This window comes from Tengunoibacter tsumagoiensis (assembly GCF_003967535.1).
Lineage (GTDB): Bacteria > Chloroflexota > Ktedonobacteria > Ktedonobacterales > Ktedonobacteraceae > Tengunoibacter > Tengunoibacter tsumagoiensis.
Genome location: NZ_BIFR01000002.1, coordinates 1 through 24,317, shown reverse-complemented (window position 1 = coordinate 24,317; position 24,317 = coordinate 1). Strand labels below are relative to the sequence as shown.

At 47.6% G+C, this 24,317-nt stretch carries 20 protein-coding genes; 15 read left to right on the top strand and 5 right to left on the bottom strand.

Annotation, left to right across the window (positions count from 1 at the left end; translation table 11 throughout):
• Positions 1–48: 48 nt before the first annotated feature.
• The gene (locus tag EL628_RS21200) at positions 49–993 is read right to left on the bottom strand and encodes a serine/threonine protein kinase (RefSeq protein ID WP_126582013.1); all 945 of its coding nucleotides are present in this window, start codon (positions 991–993) and stop codon (positions 49–51) included.
• Positions 994–1,587: 594 nt separating this feature from the next.
• On the opposite strand from EL628_RS21200, the gene EL628_RS21195 reads away from it, so the two are divergent.
• Both EL628_RS21195 and EL628_RS21190 read left to right on the top strand, forming a co-directional pair.
• On the top strand, positions 1,588–1,836 hold the full coding sequence (locus tag EL628_RS21195) for a helix-turn-helix domain-containing protein (RefSeq protein WP_245994349.1): 249 nt from the start codon (positions 1,588–1,590) through the stop codon (positions 1,834–1,836).
• A 134-nt stretch (positions 1,837–1,970) separates the two neighbouring features.
• Positions 1,971–2,732, top strand: a complete 762-nt coding sequence (locus EL628_RS21190; RefSeq protein WP_126582012.1) for a YjbE family putative metal transport protein — start codon at positions 1,971–1,973, stop codon at positions 2,730–2,732.
• Positions 2,733–2,907: 175 nt separating this feature from the next.
• Here the strand turns inward: EL628_RS21190 and EL628_RS21185 are convergent, their stop codons facing one another.
• Positions 2,908–3,516 (bottom strand): DoxX family protein, encoded by a 609-nt coding sequence (locus EL628_RS21185; RefSeq protein ID WP_174719972.1) that lies wholly within the window; start codon positions 3,514–3,516, stop codon positions 2,908–2,910.
• A gap of 269 nt (positions 3,517–3,785) precedes the next feature.
• Here EL628_RS21185 and EL628_RS21180 point away from each other — a divergent pair, with 269 nt between their 5' ends.
• From EL628_RS21180 to EL628_RS21170, 3 genes are all read left to right on the top strand, one after another.
• On the top strand, positions 3,786–4,448 hold the full coding sequence (locus EL628_RS21180) for a TMEM175 family protein (RefSeq protein ID WP_126582011.1): 663 nt from the start codon (positions 3,786–3,788) through the stop codon (positions 4,446–4,448).
• Positions 4,438–5,289: a GNAT family N-acetyltransferase gene (locus tag EL628_RS21175; protein ID WP_126582010.1), complete on the top strand. Its 852-nt coding sequence runs from the start codon at positions 4,438–4,440 to the stop codon at positions 5,287–5,289. The genes EL628_RS21180 and EL628_RS21175 overlap by 11 nt, the downstream gene beginning before the upstream one ends.
• Positions 5,290–5,657: 368 nt before the next feature.
• Positions 5,658–6,941 carry an NCS2 family permease gene (locus EL628_RS21170; RefSeq protein ID WP_371859700.1) on the top strand — a complete coding sequence of 428 codons (1,284 nt, stop codon included), beginning with the start codon at positions 5,658–5,660 and terminating at the stop codon, positions 6,939–6,941.
• A 120-nt stretch (positions 6,942–7,061) separates the two neighbouring features.
• Here EL628_RS21170 and EL628_RS21165 read toward each other — a convergent pair whose 3' ends face one another.
• On the bottom strand, positions 7,062–9,368 hold the full coding sequence (locus EL628_RS21165; protein WP_126582008.1) for an MMPL family transporter: 2,307 nt from the start codon (positions 9,366–9,368) through the stop codon (positions 7,062–7,064).
• A gap of 351 nt (positions 9,369–9,719) precedes the next feature.
• Here EL628_RS21165 and EL628_RS21160 point away from each other — a divergent pair, with 351 nt between their 5' ends.
• Positions 9,720–10,310 (top strand): RNA polymerase sigma factor, encoded by a 591-nt coding sequence (locus EL628_RS21160; RefSeq protein WP_126582007.1) that lies wholly within the window; start codon positions 9,720–9,722, stop codon positions 10,308–10,310.
• On the top strand, positions 10,304–12,385 hold the full coding sequence (locus tag EL628_RS21155; protein WP_126582006.1) for an ABC transporter substrate-binding protein: 2,082 nt from the start codon (positions 10,304–10,306) through the stop codon (positions 12,383–12,385). Before EL628_RS21160 ends, EL628_RS21155 begins: the two co-directional genes overlap by 7 nt.
• A gap of 91 nt (positions 12,386–12,476) precedes the next feature.
• Here EL628_RS21155 and EL628_RS21150 read toward each other — a convergent pair whose 3' ends face one another.
• On the bottom strand, positions 12,477–14,096 hold the full coding sequence (locus tag EL628_RS21150) for a thiamine pyrophosphate-binding protein (RefSeq protein WP_126582005.1): 1,620 nt from the start codon (positions 14,094–14,096) through the stop codon (positions 12,477–12,479).
• 480 nt (positions 14,097–14,576) lie between these two features.
• Between EL628_RS21150 and EL628_RS21145 the strand changes: the two genes are divergently transcribed.
• Positions 14,577–16,727 carry a 3'-5' exonuclease gene (locus EL628_RS21145; protein ID WP_126582004.1) on the top strand — a complete coding sequence of 717 codons (2,151 nt, stop codon included), beginning with the start codon at positions 14,577–14,579 and terminating at the stop codon, positions 16,725–16,727.
• Between the two features lie 402 nt (positions 16,728–17,129).
• The gene (locus EL628_RS21140) at positions 17,130–17,972 is read left to right on the top strand and encodes a Vgb family protein (protein ID WP_126582003.1); all 843 of its coding nucleotides are present in this window, start codon (positions 17,130–17,132) and stop codon (positions 17,970–17,972) included.
• A 55-nt stretch (positions 17,973–18,027) separates the two neighbouring features.
• On the opposite strand, the gene EL628_RS21135 is transcribed toward EL628_RS21140, so the two are convergent.
• A complete protein-coding gene (locus EL628_RS21135) occupies positions 18,028–18,900 on the bottom strand; it encodes an NYN domain-containing protein (protein WP_161975655.1) in 873 nt (290 codons plus the stop codon).
• Between the two features lie 632 nt (positions 18,901–19,532).
• Here EL628_RS21135 and EL628_RS21130 point away from each other — a divergent pair.
• From EL628_RS21130 to EL628_RS21105, 6 genes are all read left to right on the top strand, one after another.
• Positions 19,533–20,435, top strand: coding sequence for an EamA family transporter (locus tag EL628_RS21130; protein ID WP_126582001.1), 903 nt, complete (start codon positions 19,533–19,535; stop codon positions 20,433–20,435).
• 224 nt (positions 20,436–20,659) lie between these two features.
• Positions 20,660–21,274: a copper resistance CopC family protein gene (locus tag EL628_RS21125; protein WP_126582000.1), complete on the top strand. Its 615-nt coding sequence runs from the start codon at positions 20,660–20,662 to the stop codon at positions 21,272–21,274.
• A 56-nt stretch (positions 21,275–21,330) separates the two neighbouring features.
• Entirely contained in the window at positions 21,331–21,717 is a 387-nt protein-coding gene (locus tag EL628_RS21120) for a FixH family protein (RefSeq protein ID WP_126581999.1), read from the top strand.
• A 136-nt stretch (positions 21,718–21,853) separates the two neighbouring features.
• Positions 21,854–22,753 (top strand): metal ABC transporter solute-binding protein, Zn/Mn family, encoded by a 900-nt coding sequence (locus EL628_RS21115; RefSeq protein WP_126581998.1) that lies wholly within the window; start codon positions 21,854–21,856, stop codon positions 22,751–22,753.
• A gap of 3 nt (positions 22,754–22,756) precedes the next feature.
• On the top strand, positions 22,757–23,560 hold the full coding sequence (locus tag EL628_RS21110) for a metal ABC transporter ATP-binding protein (protein ID WP_126581997.1): 804 nt from the start codon (positions 22,757–22,759) through the stop codon (positions 23,558–23,560).
• Positions 23,561–23,637: 77 nt separating this feature from the next.
• A partial coding sequence (locus EL628_RS21105) for a metal ABC transporter permease (RefSeq protein ID WP_136626718.1) occupies positions 23,638–24,317 on the top strand: 680 nt, incomplete at its 3' end.

The following is a 24,317-nucleotide window of genomic DNA, read 5'->3' as shown; positions in this document are numbered from 1 at the left end:
AATGACGTATCTGCCTGAAAAGAGATGTGCAAAGCGCCTGCCTGGGGATCAGGAGCGACTCTCTTTGCGAAAGGCTAAAGGTGACCTGAATTGACCTTTTTGTGCAGGCGAATGTTCAATAGAAGGGGGAGACTCTTGTGGCTTCTCAGAAGGCGCTGGCAACGTACCTCGGGCCTGGGCTACTTTATACGACCATTCAAGCTCCTCTGCAAAGAGCTTGACGCTAGCAAAACGTTTGTCAGGATCTTTCTGAAGTGCCCTTTGTATGACCTGTTCGATATTTGCTGGATAAGGGATGCCGCGCTCTTGAAAAGAGGGAGGTGTAATAAAGAGGTGTTGATGAGCGATCTCATGAAATGTTCCTGTAAATAACCGCTCACCAGAGAGCCATTCATAGATTACAACTGCCAGCGCATATTGATCCGTTCTGCGGCGTGGGCGGCCATGTAATTGTTCTGGGGCTGTATAAAGAACTGTTCCTTCAAAATCGTAGGTATGGCTGGGATCAAGCGTCACAGACGTAACGGCGGCTCCAAAGTCGCTCAGCAATACGGTGCCATTGGCGCTCAGCAGCATATTATGTGGTTTGATATCGCGATGGACAAAGCCTTCATCATGAATAAATTGTAGTGCAGCCGTGAGCTGTTTAACATAAGAAAGGATGATCTCAAGCTGGACTCGATCACCTCGGGGATGGCGCTGCCGCAGGTTTCCACCTGCCGCATAATCCATAACGAGAAATGCCCCCTGTTCATCCAGACCACATTCCCGAATGGGCATAATATAAGGATGTTGCAACTGCATAAAAGTGGAGACCTGGGCGAGAAATTTTTCAACTTCTTGTTCATCCGTCGCGCCTGGGACTATCTTAATTGCCACCTGTGTCTGGTCGTCGATCTGCTCGCCTAAATAAACTGCCGAAAAATCGCTTTTTCCTAACAGATGTAACAGGCGATAGTTTCCTATATAGGAGTGCAGCGGATGGTCGTTCATCAGAATCTCCAATGGTGGATACCCCTGCCTTCAGGCATAGGGGGGAAACTCTAACGCCCGAAAGGGTGTGGGAATGCTCAACCCCCACTGATTGCCGGGGTACTGTTTCCCTTTTCAAGAAGAGTCGTTTGTATGGTAATGCGATAGCTCTTGCTGAGATTCTAACGAAATGGGTCTCTATGTGTCAATCTTTTATCTAGCAGTACTATCTTGATCTGCTCATGGCGAGCCCCTCTCCATTCGTGTATCTTCCCATACCGTTCCTTTTTACCTCATTATTATGACTTAATGTAATCTTTAGTGGAGTTACGAGACTTCTAATCAGCTTAAACTACATCATTTATCTCTCACCTCATATATAGATCTGCTGACTACAAGTGATTCTTTACCCTAACGCATTCTTTTATACGTCTTGATTTTATCAGTTGAATTGGCGACTATATAGATGATTGTGGTATGATTTTTAATGTAGAAATCCTACAGAGAACATCACATGTAGTCGTTTTAGTCAAACTGAGGATGTTTTGGTCGTAGTGCGTTCATTAGTGTTGTCAGGGGATCGCCCTATTTGTCCAATATCAAAGGAGGACATGTATGGCTCGTCGTAAACAATCTGAAATGGGCGAAGAGCAGGAAATGGTAGACTCAAGTGGTGATCTGTTAACTGTTCGTGAAGTTGCACGCCACCTACGTGTTGATGATACAACTGTACGCCGTTGGATAAAGTCTGGTGCTCTGGATGCGGTGGCCCTTCCTCATAGTGGAAAACGTTGCGGCTATCGTGTGAGAAGACATACGTTGGATGCACTATTCAGTAGCAATGCACCGGCTGCAACCGTTTAAGAGTAAGCGGGCGTGTTTGGAAGAGGGTGGCCTCCCGCCACCCTCTTTTTGATATTTGATTTTTGTCTGCGTTTGTTATAACAGGCTCTCTTTACACAGAGGACAAAACTGGTTATTGGAAGGGATTTTTGTTTATGTTAGATTGGTTTGCCGCTATAGGAGGCATCATTTTTGTCGATCTGGTGCTCAGTGGAGATAATGCACTGGTAATTGGTGCCGCTGCTTCAAAATTGCCACGTTCTCAACGATTATGGGCAATTGCTATTGGTGGAGGTGGGGCGATTATCTTACGCATTCTGTTTGCAATTGCCGCTACATTTTTGCTGCAGCTTCCCTTTCTTGGGATTATTGGCGGAGCCATCCTTCTTTATATTGCTGTTCGCCTTCTGTTGGAGCGGAGTCAAGAGCATTTTCGCACGTTGACGGCTGGTAAGGCAGCCTCTTCTGGTCAGATGCCATCGGTGATCTTTCCTCGAAGCGTCTCGCCTAGCTTTCTTTCCTCAATTGTAACTATTCTTGTGGCGGACGCGACGATGAGCCTCGATAATGTGCTGGCTGTAGGCGCGTTAGCTAATGGAGCGCTTCCATTTCTCGTTATTGGCCTCCTGTTTAGCATCATCCTGGTTTTGATTGGTAGTGCGATTGTCGCTGAACTTATTGGCCGTCTCCCCTGGCTTCTCGATGTTGCCTGCCTGGTTCTCGCCTGGGCTGCCTCGCAGATTCTTTTAGGTGATGATCTCCTCAATTCTTTGATCTTGAAGTTGCCCTGGATTCAGTTCGCTGTGCCAGTTGCTGCGATTATTCTGGTGATTCTGGCGGATATTCTCCTGCGCAGACATTTTCGCCTCGATCGTAAAGAGACTATGTCCCATTGGTTCCATCATCTCAGGCGCTAGATGCCTGCACGCTCTTTTATGTATGCTCTCGTTCTGGTTGGATAGAGAGCACATTGGTGAGCAGCGTCTCTGGACAAGAGAGCGCTGCTGGTGGTTTTGCCTCGCTTCTCTACAATAGTATGGAAGATTAGCTCGCCACCAACGGTTCTGGTGGGCTCTGTTGAGACTCCCTACCCTATATCTCTCCCTGTTCACTGAGACTGGTGCTGGGAGTGGCTATTGTGGGTCTGCTCTGAATACCGTAAGCAGTCGCAATGCTGGCTACTGTAATGGCTGTTAGCACAAACCACGGTGGAAGTTTAATGCCAAGTGCTCGATCAAGTGAGTATTTGCCTGGTCCTGTAATCATTAAGGCCAGGGAGACCAGGGCATACATCAAGGGTAATTCAGGTCCGCCTGCATTGGCCCAGATGGGTAATTTCCAGTGTGCTTTATTGGCTGCCATCACCATAGATGAGATAACGCCAATCTCTCCAAGCGGGTGGAAAAGCCCCAATGCTGTCAGCACACCACCTCCAAATTCTGAGCCACCAGCTGCGATCGCCCAGAGATCTCCAGGCTTTAAGCCAATCGATTCGAGCCATCCAGTTGTGCCCTTTAGTCCAGCTCCACCAAACCAGCCAAACAGTTTCTGAGAGCCATGACCTGCCATCAAACCACCCTGAATGAGCCGGAGAATAAAGAGCCCTTCATGTGGCAAAAAGATTTTTTTTGCTGGAGTCTGCGAGATAAGTTTTTCTAAAGTTTGAAGCTTTTCTTCGTCAAAGATCTCCTGGATTGCCATCCTATTTTCTCCTGTCTCTACTGGCTGCGATTTGTTTTGTGTAGAAGGACTCTTATGTCCTCTTTATTCCTGAGTCTGGTTGATCAGGTTAGGTCCTTTTGCGCTATCATACACAAAACGTATTCCAATGGTTCAAAGCAGACAAGAAGAGAAGTGCCTTTTGAGGTATACTATAGAAATATACTCCCTATTTCGATGGACTATTCAAGCCTGGTGGGTCTACGAGCGGGCCTGCTAGAGATGTTTTATGAGAGCACGAGGAATTTGGCGTGGATGAGAAAGAGACTGGACGGCTAGAAGCTTTTAGTGATGGAGTTTTCGCTGTCGCCATTACATTGTTGGTACTCAATATTAAAGTTCCAGAACCAGATAAGCTACTCAGTGATGCCAATCTCTGGAAGGCTCTCTTTACACAATGGCCAACGCTGGCCGCCTTTGTTACCAGCTTTTTTACCATTGGTATTATGTGGCTTAATCACCATCGCGTGTTTACGCTTATTAAGCGCACAGATACCTCTCTCATAATGATCAATCTGGTTTTGTTATTGATTATTGTGTTTATTCCTGTCCCAACAGAGCTTCTAGCTGAATATCTTCTTCGATTTGATCTTCATACAGCTGCAATTATCTATGCTGGCACTTTCCTCTTAATGGCGAGCGCTTTCAATATTCTGTGGCGTTATGCCTCCTACCAGGGGCGCTTATTGGGTAAGCATGTGAATATGCATCTCGTGAGATCGATTAATCGCCAATTTGCTTTTGGCCCTCTTCTCTATCTGATTTGTTTTGGCCTGGCCTGGTTTAATACACCTGTCTCCCTGTTCTTTGGCCTTGCCCTGGCGCTCTTCTTTGCCGTTCCTGGCTCTTCTTTGCGGCTCTTGATGAAGAGAGAAGAGATTACTGATAGGGAGAACAATAAAAATGATCGGTGATTATTCTCTTCAACTCTGGGATGTTTCACAATTGGCAGCAGTTGCATCCTTGCTTGATATGCCTGAACAGGCCGTTCAGGAGCTCTGGCTGGATTGTGATGTGAATCCATTTATCGATTGCTGGCTGGCTATTCTACCAGATGGCAATCTCTGCGGTATCATGTATCTCTGGCAGCGGGCTCCTCAAACTATGGGTATTGTGCTCCATGTTCCATCCATGTATTGGGGCTGGGGTATTCGTACAGCGCTCTGCCAGCTGGCTGAAGAACAGACGCGCAATGCATCCTTTGCAAGCTCGCTTGCTGTTGATCTTGATCTTACTGATCGTGCCTTGCTAACTTTTTTTGTTGATCGTGGCTATCAGTTCTCTTCTGGGGGAGCCTGGCGCATGGAATATCAGCTTTCTCAATCGCCCCCCCTTCCTCAGTGGCCTTCAGCAGTGGGTGTACGTACCTTTTGCCCGCGAGAAGATACTGTTTTGTTAAGGACAGCTTTACGCGAGATCTGGCCTGGTTTTCTTTTTCCAGAGAAAGATACTGACCCTTCTCTGATTTTTCTCGTCTGGCAGGATGATCAGTTTGTTGGAGCGGCCCTTTGTGATGGCCGCCAGGATGAGGGCTCAGGCTTCATTGATCAGCTCTTTATTCGTCCCCCCTGGCGACGGCAGGGAATTGCCAGGGCTCTACTTCTCCATACGTTCAATGTTTTTTTTCAACGTGGCTATCTCTCTGTACAATTAGAAGGCAGTTCTGAGAACCACAATGCTCATAAGCTTTATACCCAAATTGGGATGCATGAGCTCTGGCACATCAATACGTACCACAAAAAATTACGAGCTTAAGCAGATTAAAACGTAAGATGTTTTAGCTACTGTGTACGCCTTTCAGCTTTATCCTTTCCTTCAGGACCTTAAGCGCCATTCTTCGGTCTGTCAATATGACAACGCTCTCCTTTTTTAGACGGGGCCCCTCTTCAGGATAGTCAAACCCTGGGCACTTTTTAATCTCTCTTCCTATTTGCATTCCTGTTCGATCATTATGTATATTTATAGTGTATAGATGGACTATAAATGTAGTGCTTCTGGTCTGGCTCTGGAAGCCGGGCTAAATGGAGAGACGAGGTATAGCGCACAGGTGAACTGTACAGGTAGTGCTTCTTAGAGCAGGTTAGATGGAGAGGAATGTCGTGATAGAGAGTGAAAACAAAACGCTGACACCATTTCTGCGGCGAGAGATTATTGCAGGGCTGACCACCTTTTTTACCATGGCCTATATTATGGTCGTTAACCCGCTTATTTTGTCGGAGGCCAGAGTCCCTTTTACACAGGCCTTTACTGCGACAATAATTGCAACCGTCGTTGGGACATTGATCATGGCGATCTTTGCAAACTATCCCATTGCAGTAGCACCAGCGATGGGTCTGAACGCCTTCTTTACCTATTCAGTTGTTTTAGCTCATCCTGGTCTAAGCTACCGAACGGCTTTTTCAGCAGTTTTCATCTCCGGTATTCTCTTTGTCCTGATCTCCCTCACGCCTTTGCGTTCGATGCTTCTCGACGCCATTCCTGGCAATTTACGTTACTCAATATCGGTTGGTATCGGGCTTTTTATTGCCTTTATTGGTCTGCGTATGACAGGGATTGTGCAGGCCAATCCAAGCAATCTCGTCGCTTTAGGTAACATGCATGCCCCTGGAACGATACTCGCCCTGGTTGGTCTTTTAATAACTTTGATTTTAATGGCACTGCATATCAGTGGGGCATTATTCCTGGGGATGGTGATAACGGGAGCCATGGCTTACTTTACAGGTCTGCTATCTTTTACAAAAGGTGTTGCCTCGGCTCCACTATTACCTGAAGGGGTACTTGTCTATAATCCAGTGAGTGCTATAGCGGATGTGATTAATTATGGGCTCTATGGAGTCGTCTTTTCATTTTTGCTTGTGACCCTATTCGATACAACGGGGACTGTCATTGCCGTAGGAGAGCAGGCTGGCTTAATGAGGAACAATAAGCTACCACGGATCGAGCAGACATTATTTGCTGATTCATTGGGGACGCTGGTTGGATCAATGTTTGGAACCAGTCCAACATCGGCGTATATAGAGTCTGCGGCAGGTGTGGCAGCGGGCGGGAGGACAGGGGTTACAGCCTTTGTTGTGGCAATACTTTTTCTTATCTTTGCATTTTTTAGCCCGTTGGTGAGCTCTGTCTCCGGAGTTGCAGCGATTACCGGGCCCTCGCTGATTATCGTTGGTTCTTTAATGGTTGGACATGTGCGCCACATTGATTGGAGCTCATTTGATGAGGCCTTTCCTGCCTTTATCGTCATTTTGATGATGCCTCTGACCTCTAGTATTGCAACTGGCCTGGCGTTTGGTTTTATCAGCTACCCCTTGCTCAAAGTGATCGTTGGCAAATGGCGTCTCGTTCATCCTCTGGTCTACATTTTTGGCGTCCTGTTCTTTCTCGAGTTATTCTTCTTACCCCATTGAGTCCAGGTTTCCAGGCTTAACAGCAGAGAGAAAAAGGATGAGTTGATAGTACTTCAACTCATCCTTTTTCTCTCTGTACTCTTTATATGGGCGAGGCTCTCTTTCAACGTTCCAGAGACATTACACGAAAGATGGAGCCTCTACAGACTGTTTTTCATCGCTGAGGATAGGTTCATCTTCCGTTGGCTCACGAAGTCCAATGTATTGCCAGACCTTTTGCAGGGGACGTGGAGCCCACCAGTTCCAATTTCCCAGCAGCGCCATCATTGCAGGAACCAGTAGCGCTCGGACAATTGTTGCATCCATAAGGATAGCCAATGAAATACCGACACCAATCTCCTGAATAAAGATGATGCGCGATGTGGCAAAGGCTGCCACGACCACAGACAGGAGCATGGCGGCACTTGTGACCAGCCACCCGGTCTTTTGAAGACCGACAGCGACAGCCTCTTTATTATTCTGTGTCTTATCAAATTGCTCTTTGATACGGCTGAGCAAAAAGACCTCATAGTCCATGGAGAGACCAAAGGCGATGGCAAAGATCAACACTGGCTGCGTGCTATCCAGCGCACCAAAGGCTTTAAAGCCAAGGAGATTCTGGAGATTGCCGTCCTGGAAGATCCAGACCAGAGCACCAAAGGTTGCCGTCAGTGAAAGAATATTCAGGAGAATCGCCTTGATAGGCATGACAATCGAGCCGGTCATTAAGAATAGTAGCACAAAGATCGCGATCGCCATGACCAGAAGAGCCCTGGGAATCGAACTGCTCAGATTTGTAAACTGATCAACCTGTTGGGCCATGCCGCCACCAACCAGAATGTCAAAACCATCGGGATGATGAAGGCCACGAACCTGCTTTACAAGATCTTGCGTCGCACTTGAATGAGGATCAAAGCTGGCAATAATGGTAACCTTCTCGACATCACCCTTCGCAAACTGTTTTGCAGCTTCTGTAAGCTGACTTGCGATCGGGCTGGCGGTAGGATGGGCGTAGAGTTGCTGATAATTTGCCAATGTCAATTGTGGATTCAGCGTCACCACGCTCTGGACATTGATTACGCCCTGCAATTTGCTGGCATCCGTCACATAGTCATCGAGTTTAGCCAGATTATCGCTCGACAGCGCATCTCCGTGAGTTGTGATGGCAACACTGATCGTTGTATTGTTCTGTCCCTCAAAATTTTTGTTTAGATCATCAATTACAGCTCGTGCTGGTGAGCTAAGAGGTAATGAGCGCTCATCTGTGCTGGCAAAGGATGCATGGAGGAATGGAATACCCAATGCAAGCAAAAAGAGAATCAGCACCGTTGTTACTGGAATGCGCCAACGCATCACAAAATAGGACAGATGGTACCAGGCCCCTTGCTTCTGACTATTAGCCTCACGACGCGAGAAGAGCCGTTGTAAAGATAAGGTATTAATACGTGTCCCTAACAATGCCAGGATGACCGGTAAGACCGTCAACGCGCCAAGCATTGCGACCAGAGCCGAAGCAATGGTTGCCAGGCCAATACTATGCAGCACTGGCTCATCAATCACCAGCAAGCTAAGGAGACTGGTACAGACCGTCAATCCAGAAAAGAGCACTGTACGTCCGGCAGTGCCCATCGTTTTTTGTATGGCTCGTTTGATATTAGTAGGATCGTGCGAGAGCTCCTCGCGGAAACGGGTAATAATAAAGAGCGAATAGTCGATGGCCAGACCCAGACCGATAATTGTCACGACATTAGTAGCGAAGCTCGATACATCAATAAAATGTGTCAGGATACGCAGTAAAGTAAATGAACCAACAATAGCAAAGCCACCAATAATCAATGGCATCAAGGCTGATGTTAAACCACCAAAGATAATGACCAGTAGAATAGCCACAATTGGCAGTGCAATAACTTCAGCAAATTCTAGATCTTTCTTCAACTGATCATTGAATTGGACCGTAACCGCCAGTGAACCACCAGCTTTCACATCCAGACCAGGAGCTTTAAAGAGAGGCTCAAGTTTATGATAGGTTGTTGAACCGCCATTCCTGGTTGAAACATTCACAACCGCAAATGTCTCATGTTCATCGCGTGAGAGGAAGTTTGCTGAATGGGTCGAATAATAGCTCTGAATAGAGAGCACCTCTGACCGTTGTTTCAGGGTATCAAACAACTGCGTAGCAGCCTGTTGATAGGCTGGATCGGTAGCTTTCAGCTCATCACTTTTGAGGAGAAGTAAAAAGCTATCTTTATCGTCAGTTTTTGTCCCAAAGGTGGTATTTAGTAATTTTGCGGCCCGAATAGACTCATCTTTAGGATTACCAAGAGTGGCTGACCCAAGTGAATCAAAGACTCCTAATCCATACCATCCCATGATTGCTGTCAGAAGCAACGTAAAGAGCAGGAGTGCCCACCGAGCGCGGTAAAGCCCCCCTCCTAGCCTGGTTAACATGTATTGTCCTTTCGCAATGTTTGTACGTGTGTAGTGAACGAGGAACCTGACGGGGACGTGGAAGTGCGGCGCTGTACTCTTAATCTCCCTCTTTTTGATTATAGCAGAGACGCCAGGAAAATGGGTATAGTCTATACCAACTCATACTTCTGTTCAAATTGAAGAATTTTGTTTTCGAGCGTCTCTACATAATGGAACATCTATATTCTTTTGTGTCTCAATTCATTTCATTCAGGCTAGATAGAATTGCGCCTTGTCCATCTTGTCTGCCTTATCGTACGTAAGGGCGTTACCCTCTCAACCATTCCATTGACATATCACCTTTTAGATTATAGAAAAAGGAGCCCGTATATGCTGGATCGTTCTGATGAACATTCCGATGAATGGTTAGTGCAGCATGCGCTGCGTGGCGATAATCAGGCGTTTGAGGCCCTCTATCTACGCTATTTTAAGTTTGTATGTACACTTATTTTTAATGTTGTTCACGATACTACCTGTGTAGAGGATCTTGCTCAAGAGTCCTTTGTTAAGGTCCATGCCAAACTGGCGAGTTTGCGCAACGGCGAAGCATTTAAGACGTGGTTGGGGCGTATTGCGATGAATACTGCCAGAGATCATCTGCGTTCAGTGAAGCGTAAGCCACTATGTACCAATGAAGGCTGGGAGGAGAGTTGTGTGGTGACATTTGAAGAACAGATTCAACAGGAGTTATTGTTTTATCAAGTGGTACATGTCGTGTTGCAGCGTTTGATTGGTGGGCAGCGGGATTGTTTTGTGCTGCATTTACAGGGGAACTCTCCGGCTGAGATATCGCAACGTTTGGGGTTAACACCTGGAACGGTACGGACCTATATTAGTAAATCATATATTGTGTTCCGCGAGGAATATCTTCGTTTGCGCAATGTCTGCGATGATGAGTCAAAGGAGACTGATAGATGGTAGATAGATCTTCTTTGCAGCCATGCGAAGAGTGGGCCGAGAAGCTTGCCCTGTTGCAGGTAGAGGATCTGCCAACTGAGCAAAGTAAGGCTCTGGCACAGCATGTCCTGCGTTGCCCAGGTTGCCGCGCAACGCTGGAAGATTATCGCTTAATTAATGCATATATGCGGAGGGTGGTGCTGGTTAATCAAGTCTGTTCGCCGCCTGAAATTCACTATAAGCATTGGAGGGCTAGAATGCAGTGGCAGAAGATGACGTTGCGTGTGCTGAATATCTCCCGTTTCTGGCCTCTTCTGATTCCACTTTTTGTTGGTGGTGCTACCTTTGGCTTTGGCTTTATTCTTTATCACTTGCCAGGCTTTGATGGTCGTTTAGCATTTGTCTGCACATTGGCTCCTGTTATCCTGATTGGGCTACTGATCGTTGGCATAACGATGCGCCAGCCAGCCCTCTCCAGGGTGCGGGTGAGGCCTGTGCCGCTCTGGCAACGCCTGTTCCGGCGCAGGCGGATGGCTGCTCAAACCATGGATGAGGCTCGCTTACCAGCCAGTTCGATTGCTCAGTTTGCCCAGTCGCTCGCGCTAGATAAACTTTCTAGCAAGCGAGCATGGAGAGATCGTCGAATGTTATTAATTGTAGTCCTTTCACTCATTGCGGCGATGATCTCTACATTTGTCCTTCCTTTTACCTCGCCAGCTTTATCAATTAATGGTCAGCCAGCGAATCTCAAGCATCTTAGCGATGGCTCGCTGGCTCTGGATTTGAACCGACCTGATGGCGATCTGAAACACCAGGCGGCGGCAAAGGTTGTAGCTGGCAATCGACAACTTGCGCAGAGCCTCTGGCAACAGGCTGTTCTGGTGGACAGCAATGATGCAGAGGCCTGGATTTATTTAGAAGATCAGAGTGTACTGGCTTCACGACAGCCGTATGTCAGCCTGGTTGTATGTACTATCCTGGCGAAGGAGCATATTGGAGGAGGGCGAGATATTCTCCAGGGGGCCTATATAGCTCAGAAAGAGGCGAATGCGCAGGCTCGACTACATGGAGGTAAGCTCCTACGGATTGTGATTGCTGATATTGGTTTTGATGATGCGAGTGCGGTTCAGGTGGCTCAGCAGATTGTACTGCTGGCCCGGCAAGATACAACGCTTGTGGGAGTGCTTGGCTGGCCGACGAGTGGCAGTACTCTTGCAGCCCTCCATGTGTTGTCAAATGCGCATATACCGATGGTTTCGTCGACGGCATCAAGTGATGAGCTGTCAGGAAAGTCTCCTTATTTTTTTCGCGTCGTACCTACTGATGCTCTTCAGGGTCGTGTAGCTGCCCAATATGCACAGACAAATCTGCATGCAACCCAGGTCGAGCTTTTCTATGATCCTGATAATTCGTATAGTCGCAGCCTGGCGCGAGCTTTTATGCAGAATTTTGTTGATGGGAGCCATCATGTCACTGCGGTGCGGTATACACGTGGTCGTGTGGAGAGCCTGACAGCTGGAATTAATCAGGTTGCTACCTTACATCCCGATCTGATCTATTTTGCGGGCTATGTAAGTGACGCCAGCGTCGTTCTTAAAAGCCTCCCTCCCTGTCAGAATGTTTGCCTGAAGATGATGGGTGGGGACGCTCTCTACGTGCAGGGGGATTATTCATTGGAGGCCTTTTCTAGCTATAAGCGGCTTTATTTTACGTCATTTGCTTTTCCCGATGAATGGAAGGGAGAGCAACCAGCGTTTTTTGCTCAGTATACTCAGGCCTTTGATCCTCATAATCAATATCAGCAGAAAAAGTATGGCTATAATCTTCCTGATGCAGATGCTATCCTGGCATACGATGCTATGCGGACTCTCTTATGGGCGGTCAGTCAGGTCGTATTGCTGAATAAAAGCCTCACTCCAGAGGCAGTCCGCCAGGCTCTCTCGCAACTGACAAACGAGAATGCTATCCAGGGGGTGAGTGGCCCTCTGGCCTTTGCATCTAATGGCGATGCTCTGGCCAAACCAGTTCTGATTCTAGCAGGCCAGCCGGATGGGAGTACGACTCTCTGTTATGTGCAGGGCCAGGTTCAGTTGCCCTGACAGGCCCTCTATTCTCAGAGCTCTGCCAATCATATCAGAGGATCTACTCGTTTGAATATGCGCCTATGATCTGTGTAGCCCTGTCTGGATACTACCAGTGTCGAGCAGGGAGAACCGCCTCAATGACCGTTGCTGTGGTGCGCTGGGCTGCTTCACAGACAGCTATGCGTAGAGCCTCTGGCGTATTGACGCGCAAGCTTTCAATATGGAAGGCTCGTGCCAGTGCAACGTAATCGGGTGCAAGCAGATCAGTGGCAATGTAGCGAGCACCAAAACTTTTCTGCTGTTCCTTTTTGACTGTTGCGAAGGTGGCATCATTGAAGATGACAATAACGACGGGAATCTGCTCCTGTGCAGCAGTTGCTAGCTCACTGGCATTGAGGAGGAAGCCTCCATCTCCACAGAGCGCAATCACGGGGCGGTCTGGAACGCCAACGCGTGCTCCTAAAGCCAGCGGAAGCCCGCAGCCGATGGTGCAGAACTCTGCAGGATGGATAAAGGTGCGCGGCTCTGTAACTGGTAGATATTGAGCGCTTGCATAGCTGAGCAAGGTCATATCGGCTACAACGATGCTCTCCTGGGGAAGACCGGCCTGTAGCCCTTCCAGCATTGTAAAGCTTTCACCATGTATCTGACGAGTGGCTTGTGCCAGGGCTGTCCGAACCTGTTTGATCTCAGTGCTCTGGTTGGTTGCCTGATGCTGTCTCATCGCAACTTTGCAGAGTAGCGCCTCCATTGTCAGACGGGCATCGGCGACGATTCCCAGTGTCGCTGGATAATTGTGACCAATGACGCTGGCATCGATGTCAATATGGATGAGTGTCTCTGGCAACGGGAGTGTGCAACTGGCTGTGCGTTCGGCTCCTAATTTGCTGCCAATTACCAGGGCGAGATCCGATTGACGGAGAAAATCCTGGAGCTCGGTGGGAAAATTGTCGCTGGTTGTAAGTACCAGCGGATGCTGTGTTGGAAGCACATCATGGCTTTTACTCCCAAGAATAACAGGAGCCTGGAGCTGTTCTGCCAATTGTTGTAGCTGTCTGTTTCCTCTAGCGGCGGTAACTCCTGCGCCAGCAATAATAACAGGGCGTTGCGCTTGTGTGAGGAGATGGAACGCCTGTTGTAACACATCCTCGGCAGGTTGCAGCAGTTGTGCTGGTTCTGGTTCCAACAGCTCCACTTCCGCTCTCTCGCTGAGGATATCGATAGGAAGTTGGAGATATGCCCCTCGTGGACGGCCACTATGCATAATCTGAAAGGCTTCATTGAGAGCTTCTGGAATCTCTTCAACGTGCTGAATGATGCGGCTCCAGCCCGCGAGCGCCTCCATTACGCCGAACTGGTGTTTGACTTCGTGGAGCTCTCCTGGAGCATGGGTTAATGAACTGCGTGAAAGGCTGCTACTAATGACTAGTAGAGGAACTGAGTCAGCATACGCGCTGGCCATAGGGGTGGCAACATTGGTAACTCCTGGTCCAGTAATAGTGCAGACTACACCTGGACGTCCGGTCGCGCGGGCATAGCCTTCGGCCATAAAACCGGCACCTTGCTCATGACGAGCAAGAATATGGCGAATATCTGGTTCATTGCGGAGAGCGTCGTAGATGGGTAAGGTGTGCACACCAGGAATGCCGAAAATGGTGTCAACTCTGTGGGCACGAAGCATGGCGACAAGTGTTTGCGCCCCTGTTAGCTGCTGCCTATTCTTCACGCTGAAGGCTCCTCTATGGATTGAGTGATTTTGTGCAGAGCCCACGGCAACTGCATTGCTCTACTCATCAAATTTTCTTTTAGCTTATCACATCTACTTGCTAGAGGATGAATCAACAGTACTTCATGGGATATCTACTGGCGGGAAGTCAAGGGTAGGAATTGGTTGAATGTTCATAGATTCATTGCTCTTTCTATTTTTGTCTGCTTTTATCTCTTCTTATAAAAAGAGTATACCCCTGAACGAGGGCAGTATCCGCCCTCGTTTTTTTGGATTTTAACGAGAATGCAGGATCGAGAAAAGAGTGCCTCCCTCTCTGCGGTAGGTTATGCTACCTGGTAGGACATGCATAGACAAAAACATTCAAAAATAGCAGCTTATAATTACGTATTGTAATATAGGTTGAAGATCGTTCATATCTCTATTCATGGATTGGTTCCCGCCATTCCAACGTATCCATAGGGAAAGGGCACAGTCTTTATGGCACAGAGGCAATCACTCTTAACGACAGCTGCACTCAATTATCTCGCTAGCTTGCAGGCCAAAGAGGCTCAGCTGGTTCTGAAGAAAATTCGTCAGTTGTCAGAAGATCCAGTCGCAGATGGTCGACATAAAGTGCAAATGAAGCACCTGGGTGCTGATGAGAAATTACATCGTGCACGTGCCGGACGTCATCGCATTATTTATTCATATGATGATAAGAATCTTCGCTTGAGAGATGTACGTTTGAGGAATGAAGATACGTATAAAGATACAGTAGAAGAGATTGATGATATCGAATATGAACCTGTGGTTGATGAGCTAGCCCTGGCATTGGATGCTTCGTTCTCTGATCCGTATCCAACTCCCTCTCTGCCGGTCATCTCGCCTTTACCAGTGCCAGAGCCACCTCAGTCTGGACGACCCTTGCCAGAGCCCATCACACCCGAGTTATTGAGTCAGCTTCAGGTCCCCCCGAAATACTATAATCGACTGGTGCTTGTTCGTTCAGAAGAAAGCCTCCTGGATTGCCCGGGGGTAGAGGATTCAATTCTTCTGACTATCCATGAGCATATGTTTACCAGGGCAAAGACTTTGAATCTCCCTTCATTAGCGCAGAGCGAAGATATATCTCCTGTAGGTTTTCCACTTTCTCGAGAGCAGGAGATGTGTGCCAGGTGGGATCCTGAGGCGACTTTCCCCACCTTGCTCCGAGGCGGGCCAGGAACGGGCAAAACAACAGTGGCTTTTTATCGTGTCAAGTCCGTTCTGGAACAATGGCCGGAAGAGCGGAATAAACCCCAGATCCTGTTTATCACATATAACCAGAGGCTATTGGAGCATGCCCGTCGATCCCTCAAAGAACTTCTTGGCGACAAATTTCCTCTGGTAACACTAGAGACGGCTGACAAAATGGTGCGCAAAGTTTTGCGCAAGCAGTCTCCAGGGAAAGAAGGCCTCAGCTATGATGAGCAAGTACATCTGGTGAAAAAAGCTATTGAACAGACAAAGCTAGATGGAAATCCTGAAGCAGTTCAGCAATTGCAGCGGCAGACGATTGATATGATGGGGCCAGAGTATCTGCTCAAAGAGTTTAATACGATTATTATTGCAGGCCAGATTACCACCCTTAAAGAATACCTTTCGGCTCGACGCGAAGGCTGTAGCATCCCGTTGCGTTGGATGCAGCGTGGAGGCGTCTGGAAAGTCTATGAGTCCTGGTGCACTATGGTGCAGGAGACAGCCAAAGAATCAGTGCAACAGCGCTACGCTCGTGCCGCCCAGTTGGTGCAGTTGAGCCCATATTATCATGATTTTGATGCTGTGATCATTGATGAGGCCCAGGATTTAGTTCCTACCTTGCTTCATATGTTAATTAAACTTTGCAAACAGCCAGGTGGCCTGTTTATTACTGCAGATACAAATCAGTCGATGTATAGGAATAACTTTACCTGGGCTGATGTCTATATAGATGTAGACTTTCAAGGAAGCGTCAACCTCCTTCACGCCAATTATCGTTCCACGCGTGAGATTAGCCTGGCCGCTCAATCCTATCTTCAGGGACTCCAGGCTCCGACAGAGATCGAGCCCATCAGTCAGGCTAATGGGCCACTGCCCCGTGTATGTCTTGTTGGGTCTGCTCAGGAAGAGCTTCAGCGGCTTGTCTCTTTTCTTCAACAGGAGTGCGCCAATCTCTATCTGACCAGCAAAGACTGTGCCATTCTTTGCCCCACTCCAGAAGCAGGACATAAGCTTGCGTCAGCGTTACGAGAGATGCAGCAGGAAGCAACATATATTGAAGGGATGAAGCAAGAAGGAAGCCATATGGAGCGAGATGAAGAAGAGGTGGTTGGCTGGAAGATCTTGACGTTTTCAAATGCGAAGGGCCTGGAGTTTCCCATTGTGGCGCTGGCTGGTTTTATGCATGCTCCCTATCCAGTGCTCCCACATGGAATTTCGAATAGCGAACTGACGGAAGTATTAAATCGTGAGCGCCATATTTTTTATGCCGCTCTGTCCAGAGCAGCTCGATCTTTACTTGTCATTGCTCCCTCCCATCCCACTACTCCTCTTTTACGTTCCTTTAGTTCAACCTATTGGCAGATTGAGCACAATGAAAAAACCCCTCCCTTGCTCAAGAAATTACTCTGACTGCTCTCCTTATGTTACTAATACGCTCAGGCTGATTCACACATATGCCAGTATTTTAGTATTTGAATACTGGCATATGTGTATTTTATTATAAAAGTATAATATAAAAGACATATTTGCTATTGTAAACATTTTAAGGAGATACTTCTCTATCTAGCTGGAGGTAATGTAGTTGTGGGTAGAAATCTTTTAAGAAAACCTCTTATCGCGGTATGTTTGGCCGCTTTTTATCTCTTGTATGGAGCCTTTCCTGTGGCGGCGCATGGATTACAGCGGTCTGATGGATCAGGTCATATTCAGCATGTGCATCCTACTGTTGTGCGAAAGGCCTCCAGATTCAGTGAATTTTCATTGTATGATTCTCATGCGTATCCTGCTCGGCTGATAAAGGGACCCAATCGTATGTTTCGCTTTATTCTCAATATGGGGACCGCTCTTGGGATGTTTGAGCCCGCGGGGACAGTGAAAGTTCTTCCAATATCCTCTTATTATTTGTTAAATACAATTACCATAGATACAAAACAGAATATCTGGTTTACGGCTATCTCTTCGTCTTATAATTTTCCCGATCAGGTAGGATATGTAACGCCATCGGGGAAGCTTCATTTCTTTTCGGTCCCTTCGCTACCTGGAGTCCTGACGAACTCTTCCCCTTCAGGTATTACTGTGGGGCCAGATGGGAATATCTGGTTTGGCATCTCTGAAAATAACCAGATTGGCAGGATTACAGCTGGAGGAAAGATTACGATGTTTACGCTTCCACTTAATCTCTCCAGTCCAGATATCCTCACAAGAGGGCCCGATGGGGCATTGTGGTTTACCGTCCTGGCAGGTAATCGGATTGGACGTATCGCCCCCAATGGTACAATAACGTCTTTTCCTTTGCCGCAAGCCTCCACGAATATCTCGGCACTGACTCTGGGACCTGATCAGGCGCTCTGGTTTACCGATACTCGACATAACCAGATTGGTCGTATGACGACTGCTGGCGTGTTTTCTACGTTCACGATCCCTACCGCTCATTGCGAACCGGCTGGAATTACTAATTTTGGTGATGGTACTCTGGCTTTTACTGAGTTCGCCACCAATAAGGTTGGGCGTATTGCTACTGATGGTTCACTAATACAAGAGTTTGTCGTACCGACACCACATAGTATGCCAGCGGATATTACAAATGCTGGTCATGGTGTTGTATTGTTTACAGAGTATAATACGGGTCTGATTGGTAAACTCAAACTCGTCTGAGGCAAAGCTTCTTTACAGCCATCATCGCTAGAAAGTAGATTCCGCTCTCTGCTTTCTAGCTATTTTTTTTGTTGACAGGCGATGAATTCAGGCAACGTAGTGCGAGATGACCGGTCTTTTGCCGTTTTGTCTCAAAGATAGTGGGAAAAGCCTGGATTAAAAGTGGATAGTTTTTATAATGATAATCAATTGGCTTAAAATTTTCATCGATCTGGCGAATTGCTGCACTAAAACGTTGAATAGAGATCCACTCTTCTTTCTGATTGTTGACAGCCTGGAGGTAAGCCCGTAGCAGCAGATCAGAAAGAATACGCTGCTCTGTAGTGGATGGAGAGGGGGAAATTGCCTGTTTGCTCTCTACTGGTAGTGCTTTGGGCAGGTACAAAGGCTTAAAAATGAGCTCCTCATGAGCTAAAAAGACATTGCAGGCATGGGTAAGGATTGGAAGCGTCGAACTTTTTCCGATAATAATGACAAAGCAGCCTGCCTCTCTCAAACGTCGTACCAGGGGTAGGTAATCGCTATCGCTGGCGACCAGGCAGAAGTGTGTGATATCCTGGCAGCGCAGGAGATCCAGGGCATCGATGGCAAGCGCGATATCGGCTGCGTTTTTGCCAGCCATGGTTGTCTGCATATGGTAAATTGGCTCAATCGCATAGTGGCTGCAAAGATCTTTCCAGCGATCCATATTTGGTTCGCGCCAATTGCCATAGACCTTGCGAATGGTGACCCCTCCGAATTTTCCGGCCTCAACCAGAATCTGGGCCAGAAGCTCTGACGACATATTTGAATTATTATCTCCATCGATGAGAAGGGCAATGGGGGGGACAAAAGAGGCAGAAAAGAGCCTCTTCAAGCCTTTTTGTAGCAAGGTGTGTAATGACGCGAGTACCATATGGCGAATACGAGAGGGAGTATATGTAGGCATGAGATATCTCCGTTCGTTCGCGGTGTAAGTGCAGCATTTCTTCATGAAGCTGCGCGTGAAATACTTTAAAGCAAATTTTACTTATGAAATGTATTTTACCAGAAAACATGAGAACATTCCATGTTCTTATAGAACATGCCAGGACTTTCTTATTCTCTTTGCTGGTTCCTATCAGCTTAGCAGCCAGCCGGGTTGACCAGATTTTCTCTCTGTGCTAAAATCTCGGATTGGGTCCTTAGATTGATGAAAGTCTCTCAGTGGAGACGAAGAATCTCGTTTAATTCAGATATCATCATGGCAAATGGGAGATGAGCAGCAAGCAGCTTAAGGCGATCCTGAGCTCCTTGAAGCGCGCAGTATAAGAAGGAGCAATAGCATCCTCTGGTTCTCCCCATTGAGCAGAAAAGCGTAGCCTCCTACTACGACTTTGCTAACTAATACGGGTAGGTCTCTTCTTACCGACGGTATCGGCTCATTCCAGCTAGATCTCTTGGACTTTCCAGGTCATCTTGAGATGGGTGTACGCCTGTACCGTAACGCCTGTACAACTCTTGCCGCCTGGAGAGCTGTCGTGGGTATAGCTCATTGATATGGATCAATGGATACAGATCATAATAGAAAGGGCGGTCTCTTTGAATAAGTTGACAGCAAGCCTTCTTGTCTTATTAGCTGGTGCCTCCTTTGGCATTTTATCGACCATGGTGAAACTGGCCTATGGTCAGGGTTTCTCGGTAGCAGATGTGACCTCTTCACAGCTCGTATTTGGTTGTCTGGGCCTCTGGATCATCAGTCTTCCCCGTTTAGGTGGCTTACGTCACCTCTCCTGGCAGACGGTGCTGAAACTCCTGGTTAGTGGAATCTTTCCTGGCTTAACTGGTGTCTTTTATTATCTGAGCCTTCAGACTCTCTCGGCCTCATTGGCAGTTATCCTATTATTCCAGTTTGTCTGGATGAGTATTTTGCTTGATTGGTTTATTCGGCGTAAGCCGCTCACTCAGAACCAATGGATAGCCCTTATCTGTGTTGTGGCGGGAACAGTCCTGGCGGGGGGCTATGAAGCGCTGACAAAAGGTTCATTTGATCTCGTGGGTATCAGTTTTGCTTTGCTGGCAGCTTGTAGTTATACAGGTAATATCAGTGTCAGTGGCCGCGTTGCCGTCGAAGTTCCTGCCAGTCTACGCAGTACGCTCATGATGACTGGTGCGACCCTCATCACCATCTGTATCTTCCCGCCAACATTTATTGCCACGGGGGCGCTTGAGCAGGGGCTCTGGGTCTGGATGGTGTTGCTGGGTATCTTCGGCGTCATTATTCCGCCTTTCCTGTTTACGCTTGGGATTCCGCCGATTGGACCTGCTATGGCAGCGATTTTGAGTTCGATTGAGCTACCTGTGGCCACTACATTGTCTGCGCTGGTTCTGTCTGAGAAGGTCACTCTCTCGCAATGGGGTGGTGTCATGCTGATTCTCATTGGCATCTTTATCTCAGAACAGCGTCTGCAACTGAGGAAGCGTCTCCGTCGACGCCTGGTGTAATGTCTCCTTAGGGGAAAAGATAGGGACTGATACCTATGGACAGAACGCCCTGGTTGACCTATGGTGTATAAGAGACGATCAAATGATCGAAGCTAGCCACAATGGCCTCTCTCTAGAGTAAATCTGGAAGGTATGAGCTCAGGGTGAGACTATTTGTCGCCTGATAAAACAAACCTTGTCTACACTCCTTCTATTCATTATAATGAAAGGTGCAAAAAGAGTCTATGAGAATCTTTCTCCAGACCACTCGTTTGCTGGGAGCCATAGTTATCAGTTTCGGGCTACTGGCCGTATTAGCTGGTACAGCGCTGGCTGCTCCTTTGCATGCTAAAGTAACAGACTCTAACCCGAAGGCTGGTTCGACGATTGCCCAGCCACCTACAACCATTACGGTCACTGCGGCAGAAAACATGAAGCCTGGGGCCGAGAATAGCAATCTGTTTGTCTATGGTCCGAGTGGAGATCTCATTAACCAGGGGGATGCAACCGTTGGCTTAAATGATCCAAATCATATGTCGGTAAAGATTAAGCCCGAGAAAAATGGAGTGTATGTCGTCCGCTGGACAACGGTCTCGGCAGATGATAATGATCCAGATCAGGGGGCCTTTACTTTTACTGTTGATAGTACAGCTTCAGCGGTCTCTGCGAATGCTAACGGCACGCAGGCCACTTCGCCTTCAACAGCTGGTAACACAGGCACTCCTCTCTGGACCTCTGTCGTCGTTGGATTGGTTGCTTTACTGGCTGGATTTGGTGGCGGCTATGGGCTGGCGCGGAGGAGCGGAAAGCCTGGAATAGCGGATACGACGTCCAAAGATGGTTTTTCCACCCAAAAGTAGCGCAGATACTCAAAGATCAGTTCCTGATTATATCAATAACAGGAGGAATAACGCAGGTGCGTGTTCGCCCCATTTTTTTTATGATGCTTTTCCTGGCTTGCTCCAGTGTACTGATCTTTGCAGCCAATGTTCATTTTGATGCACCTGTAAAATTGCAGGTGCATCTTGAAGAGACACGTCTTGTCTCTCATCAAGCCACCAGGATAATCGTTCACCTGAGCGATTCCGATGGAGCCCCTATTCAGCGGGCGCAGGTGATCTCTAGCTTTAATATGACTACAATGGATATGGGAACAGTTCAAAATGCCCTTAAAGAAGCCCATTCTGGCGAGTATAGCTCTCCTCTCTCATTTAGCATGGCTGGTTCCTGGCGTATTCATATCTCCGTTCATGCTCCAGGCTTTACCTCACAGAGCCAGAGTGTCCTGGTCAACGTTATCTGAAAAACATGCATATTGAGACATGATCTCATTGACAACTGACTTGAGCATATGCTATTCTCTGTTATAGATATTAAGTATCATTAACGTGCTCATAAGATTGATAAGGTGGCTCTGGTCTGTGAAGGAGAATAGTATAATGCCCTGGTTAAAGAATGTTCTATTTGTCTTAGTGGGCATGGCGGTGCTAGGAAGTATGTTGGGTGCCTGTGGTCCTGCCAGTTCCTCTGCCTCCTCTGGAATTAAAGTGGTGGCGGCTGAGAATTTTTATGGAGATATCGTGAAGCAGCTCGGTGGAGCTCATGTCTCGGTTACCAGTATTCTCTCAGATCCGAATGTAGATCCTCATGAGTTTGAGTCCAATTTTAATAATGCAAAGGCGGTTGGCAACGCCAGATTAATCGTTGCAAATGGTGGTGGGTATGATAATTGGATTGATAAGCTACTCTCCAGCGCCCCTAAAGCCGAGCGCTCGGTGATTAAAGGTTCTGATCTCGCCCTTCCTCAAAAATTACCAGATAATGAACATATCTGGTATGATGTTGACAATATGGATGTTATAGCTGAGAAGGTTACTGAGCAATTAATTACATTAGATCCAGCTCATACATCTGATTTCTCTACCAATCTGCAGACCTTTAAGCAGTCCCTTCAGGCAATTCATCAGAAGATGGATGAGATTAAGGCCAGGTATGCAGGCACTCCGATTGGCCTGACCGAGACGATCTATCTCTATCAGGCCCAACCAATGGGTCTGAAGATTATGACGCCTTTTGCATTTGAGAAGGCTATGGCTGAGGGCAATGATCCTCCTGCTGATTCAGTGGTGACTACGGACAATCAGGTGAAGCAGAAGCAGATCAAAGTCTTAATCTATAATGTGCAGACAACTTCCAATGTGACCACGAAGTTGCAGGACGATGCGAAAGCACAGCATCTTCCTGTTGTGGCTGTCAGCGAAACAATGCCGACAACAAAAACGTATCAAACGTGGATGCTTGACCAGCTGAATGCTCTAGAGGCCGCTTTAGCTAAATAGGAGATGGAATTAGTGAAAATTGATGCGGTGGAGCGTGTCGCGCTTCAGCCTGTAGTTGCTCTTGATCATGTGCAAGTGCGTCTGAGCGGGCGAACAATTTTGGATGATGTGAGCCTGACTATTAATGAGGGCGAGTTTGTAGCGATTCTTGGTCCCAATGGAGCTGGTAAGAGCACATTGCTTAAGTTGCTGCTGGGTTTGATCAAGCCCAGTGCAGGTTCTATTACGATTCTGGGCCAACCTCCGCGACGTGGGAATAGTGGGATTGGCTATGCGCCTCAGCACCGTGTATTGGAGGCTGAACTGGCCTTACGAGCACGTGATGTGGTTGGATTTGGTCTGGATGGACATCGTTGGGGGCCAGGCTGGCCCAGTCGAAGGCGGAACAGTCTGATAGAGCAGGCGTTAGAAGAGGTTGGAGCACTTCACTTTGCCAATGCTCCTGTCGGTCAGCTTTCAGGCGGCGAGCAGCAGCGCTTGCTGATTGCTCAGGCCCTTCTGACAAACCCGCGCCTGCTTCTGCTGGATGAGCCATTAGCTAACCTGGATTTGACACGAGAGAAAGAGATTGTTGCACTCGTTGATAGTATCTGCCGCTCGCGTCAGGTGTCAGCGCTACTTGTTTCGCACGATGTAAATCCTTTGTTGCAGTCTATCGACCGCGTACTTTACCTTGCTAATGGCAAGAGCACCATTGGGACGCCTGATGAGGTCATTAATAGCGAGACGTTGACCCGTCTATACAATTCACCTGTAGAAGTTGTGCACGCTTTAGGTCGGATGTTTGTTGTTGGTGTGGAAAACTAGCACGCTTTCGCTTGGATGTTTGTGTTGGTGTGGTGTGAAAAACTACAATGCTTTTAAGAGCGAATTGGAATAAGTATATGTTTGATCTGTTTGATCTCTTTGCCCTCTTTGGATATACACAGGTTCAGAATGCTCTGCTCGCTGGCTCGCTTGTAGCAGTGGTGGCGGCATTGGCTGGATATTTCTTACTGGTGCGTGGGCTGACTTTTGCCGCCCATGCTCTGCCCAATATTGGTTTTGCCGGAGCTGCCGGAGCCGTCTGGTTACAGGTCGATCCAGTCTATGGACTGTTTGCGTTTACATTAGCTGCGGGGGTAGCGATCGGGCTGCTGGGAAAAGGGATCCGCGAGCGCGATATCACTATCGGTGTTTTAATGACCTTTGCGCTTGGATTGGGCCTGTTATTTCTTCAACTCTATGCGGGGAATGCTGAACTGGTCTACGGGATTTTATTTGGCACTATTTTTGGCATTAGCCCGTTCGATGTCTGGATTACAGCTATTATGAGCCTGATCTGCATTGCAGTCCTTCTCGTGCTCTTTCGGCCTTTGTTGTTTAGCTCGCTTGATCCTGAGGTGGCTCAAGCTCGCGGGGTCCCTGTTCAACTCTTTGCTGTGATTTTTATGGTATTGGTCGCTGTCGTGGTCTCTATCTCTGTGCAGATTATCGGCGCTTTACTTGTCTTTACTTTACTCATCGGACCAGCCGCTACTGCCTTACGGATTACTAGCCGACCACTTCTGGCTATTCTCCTGGC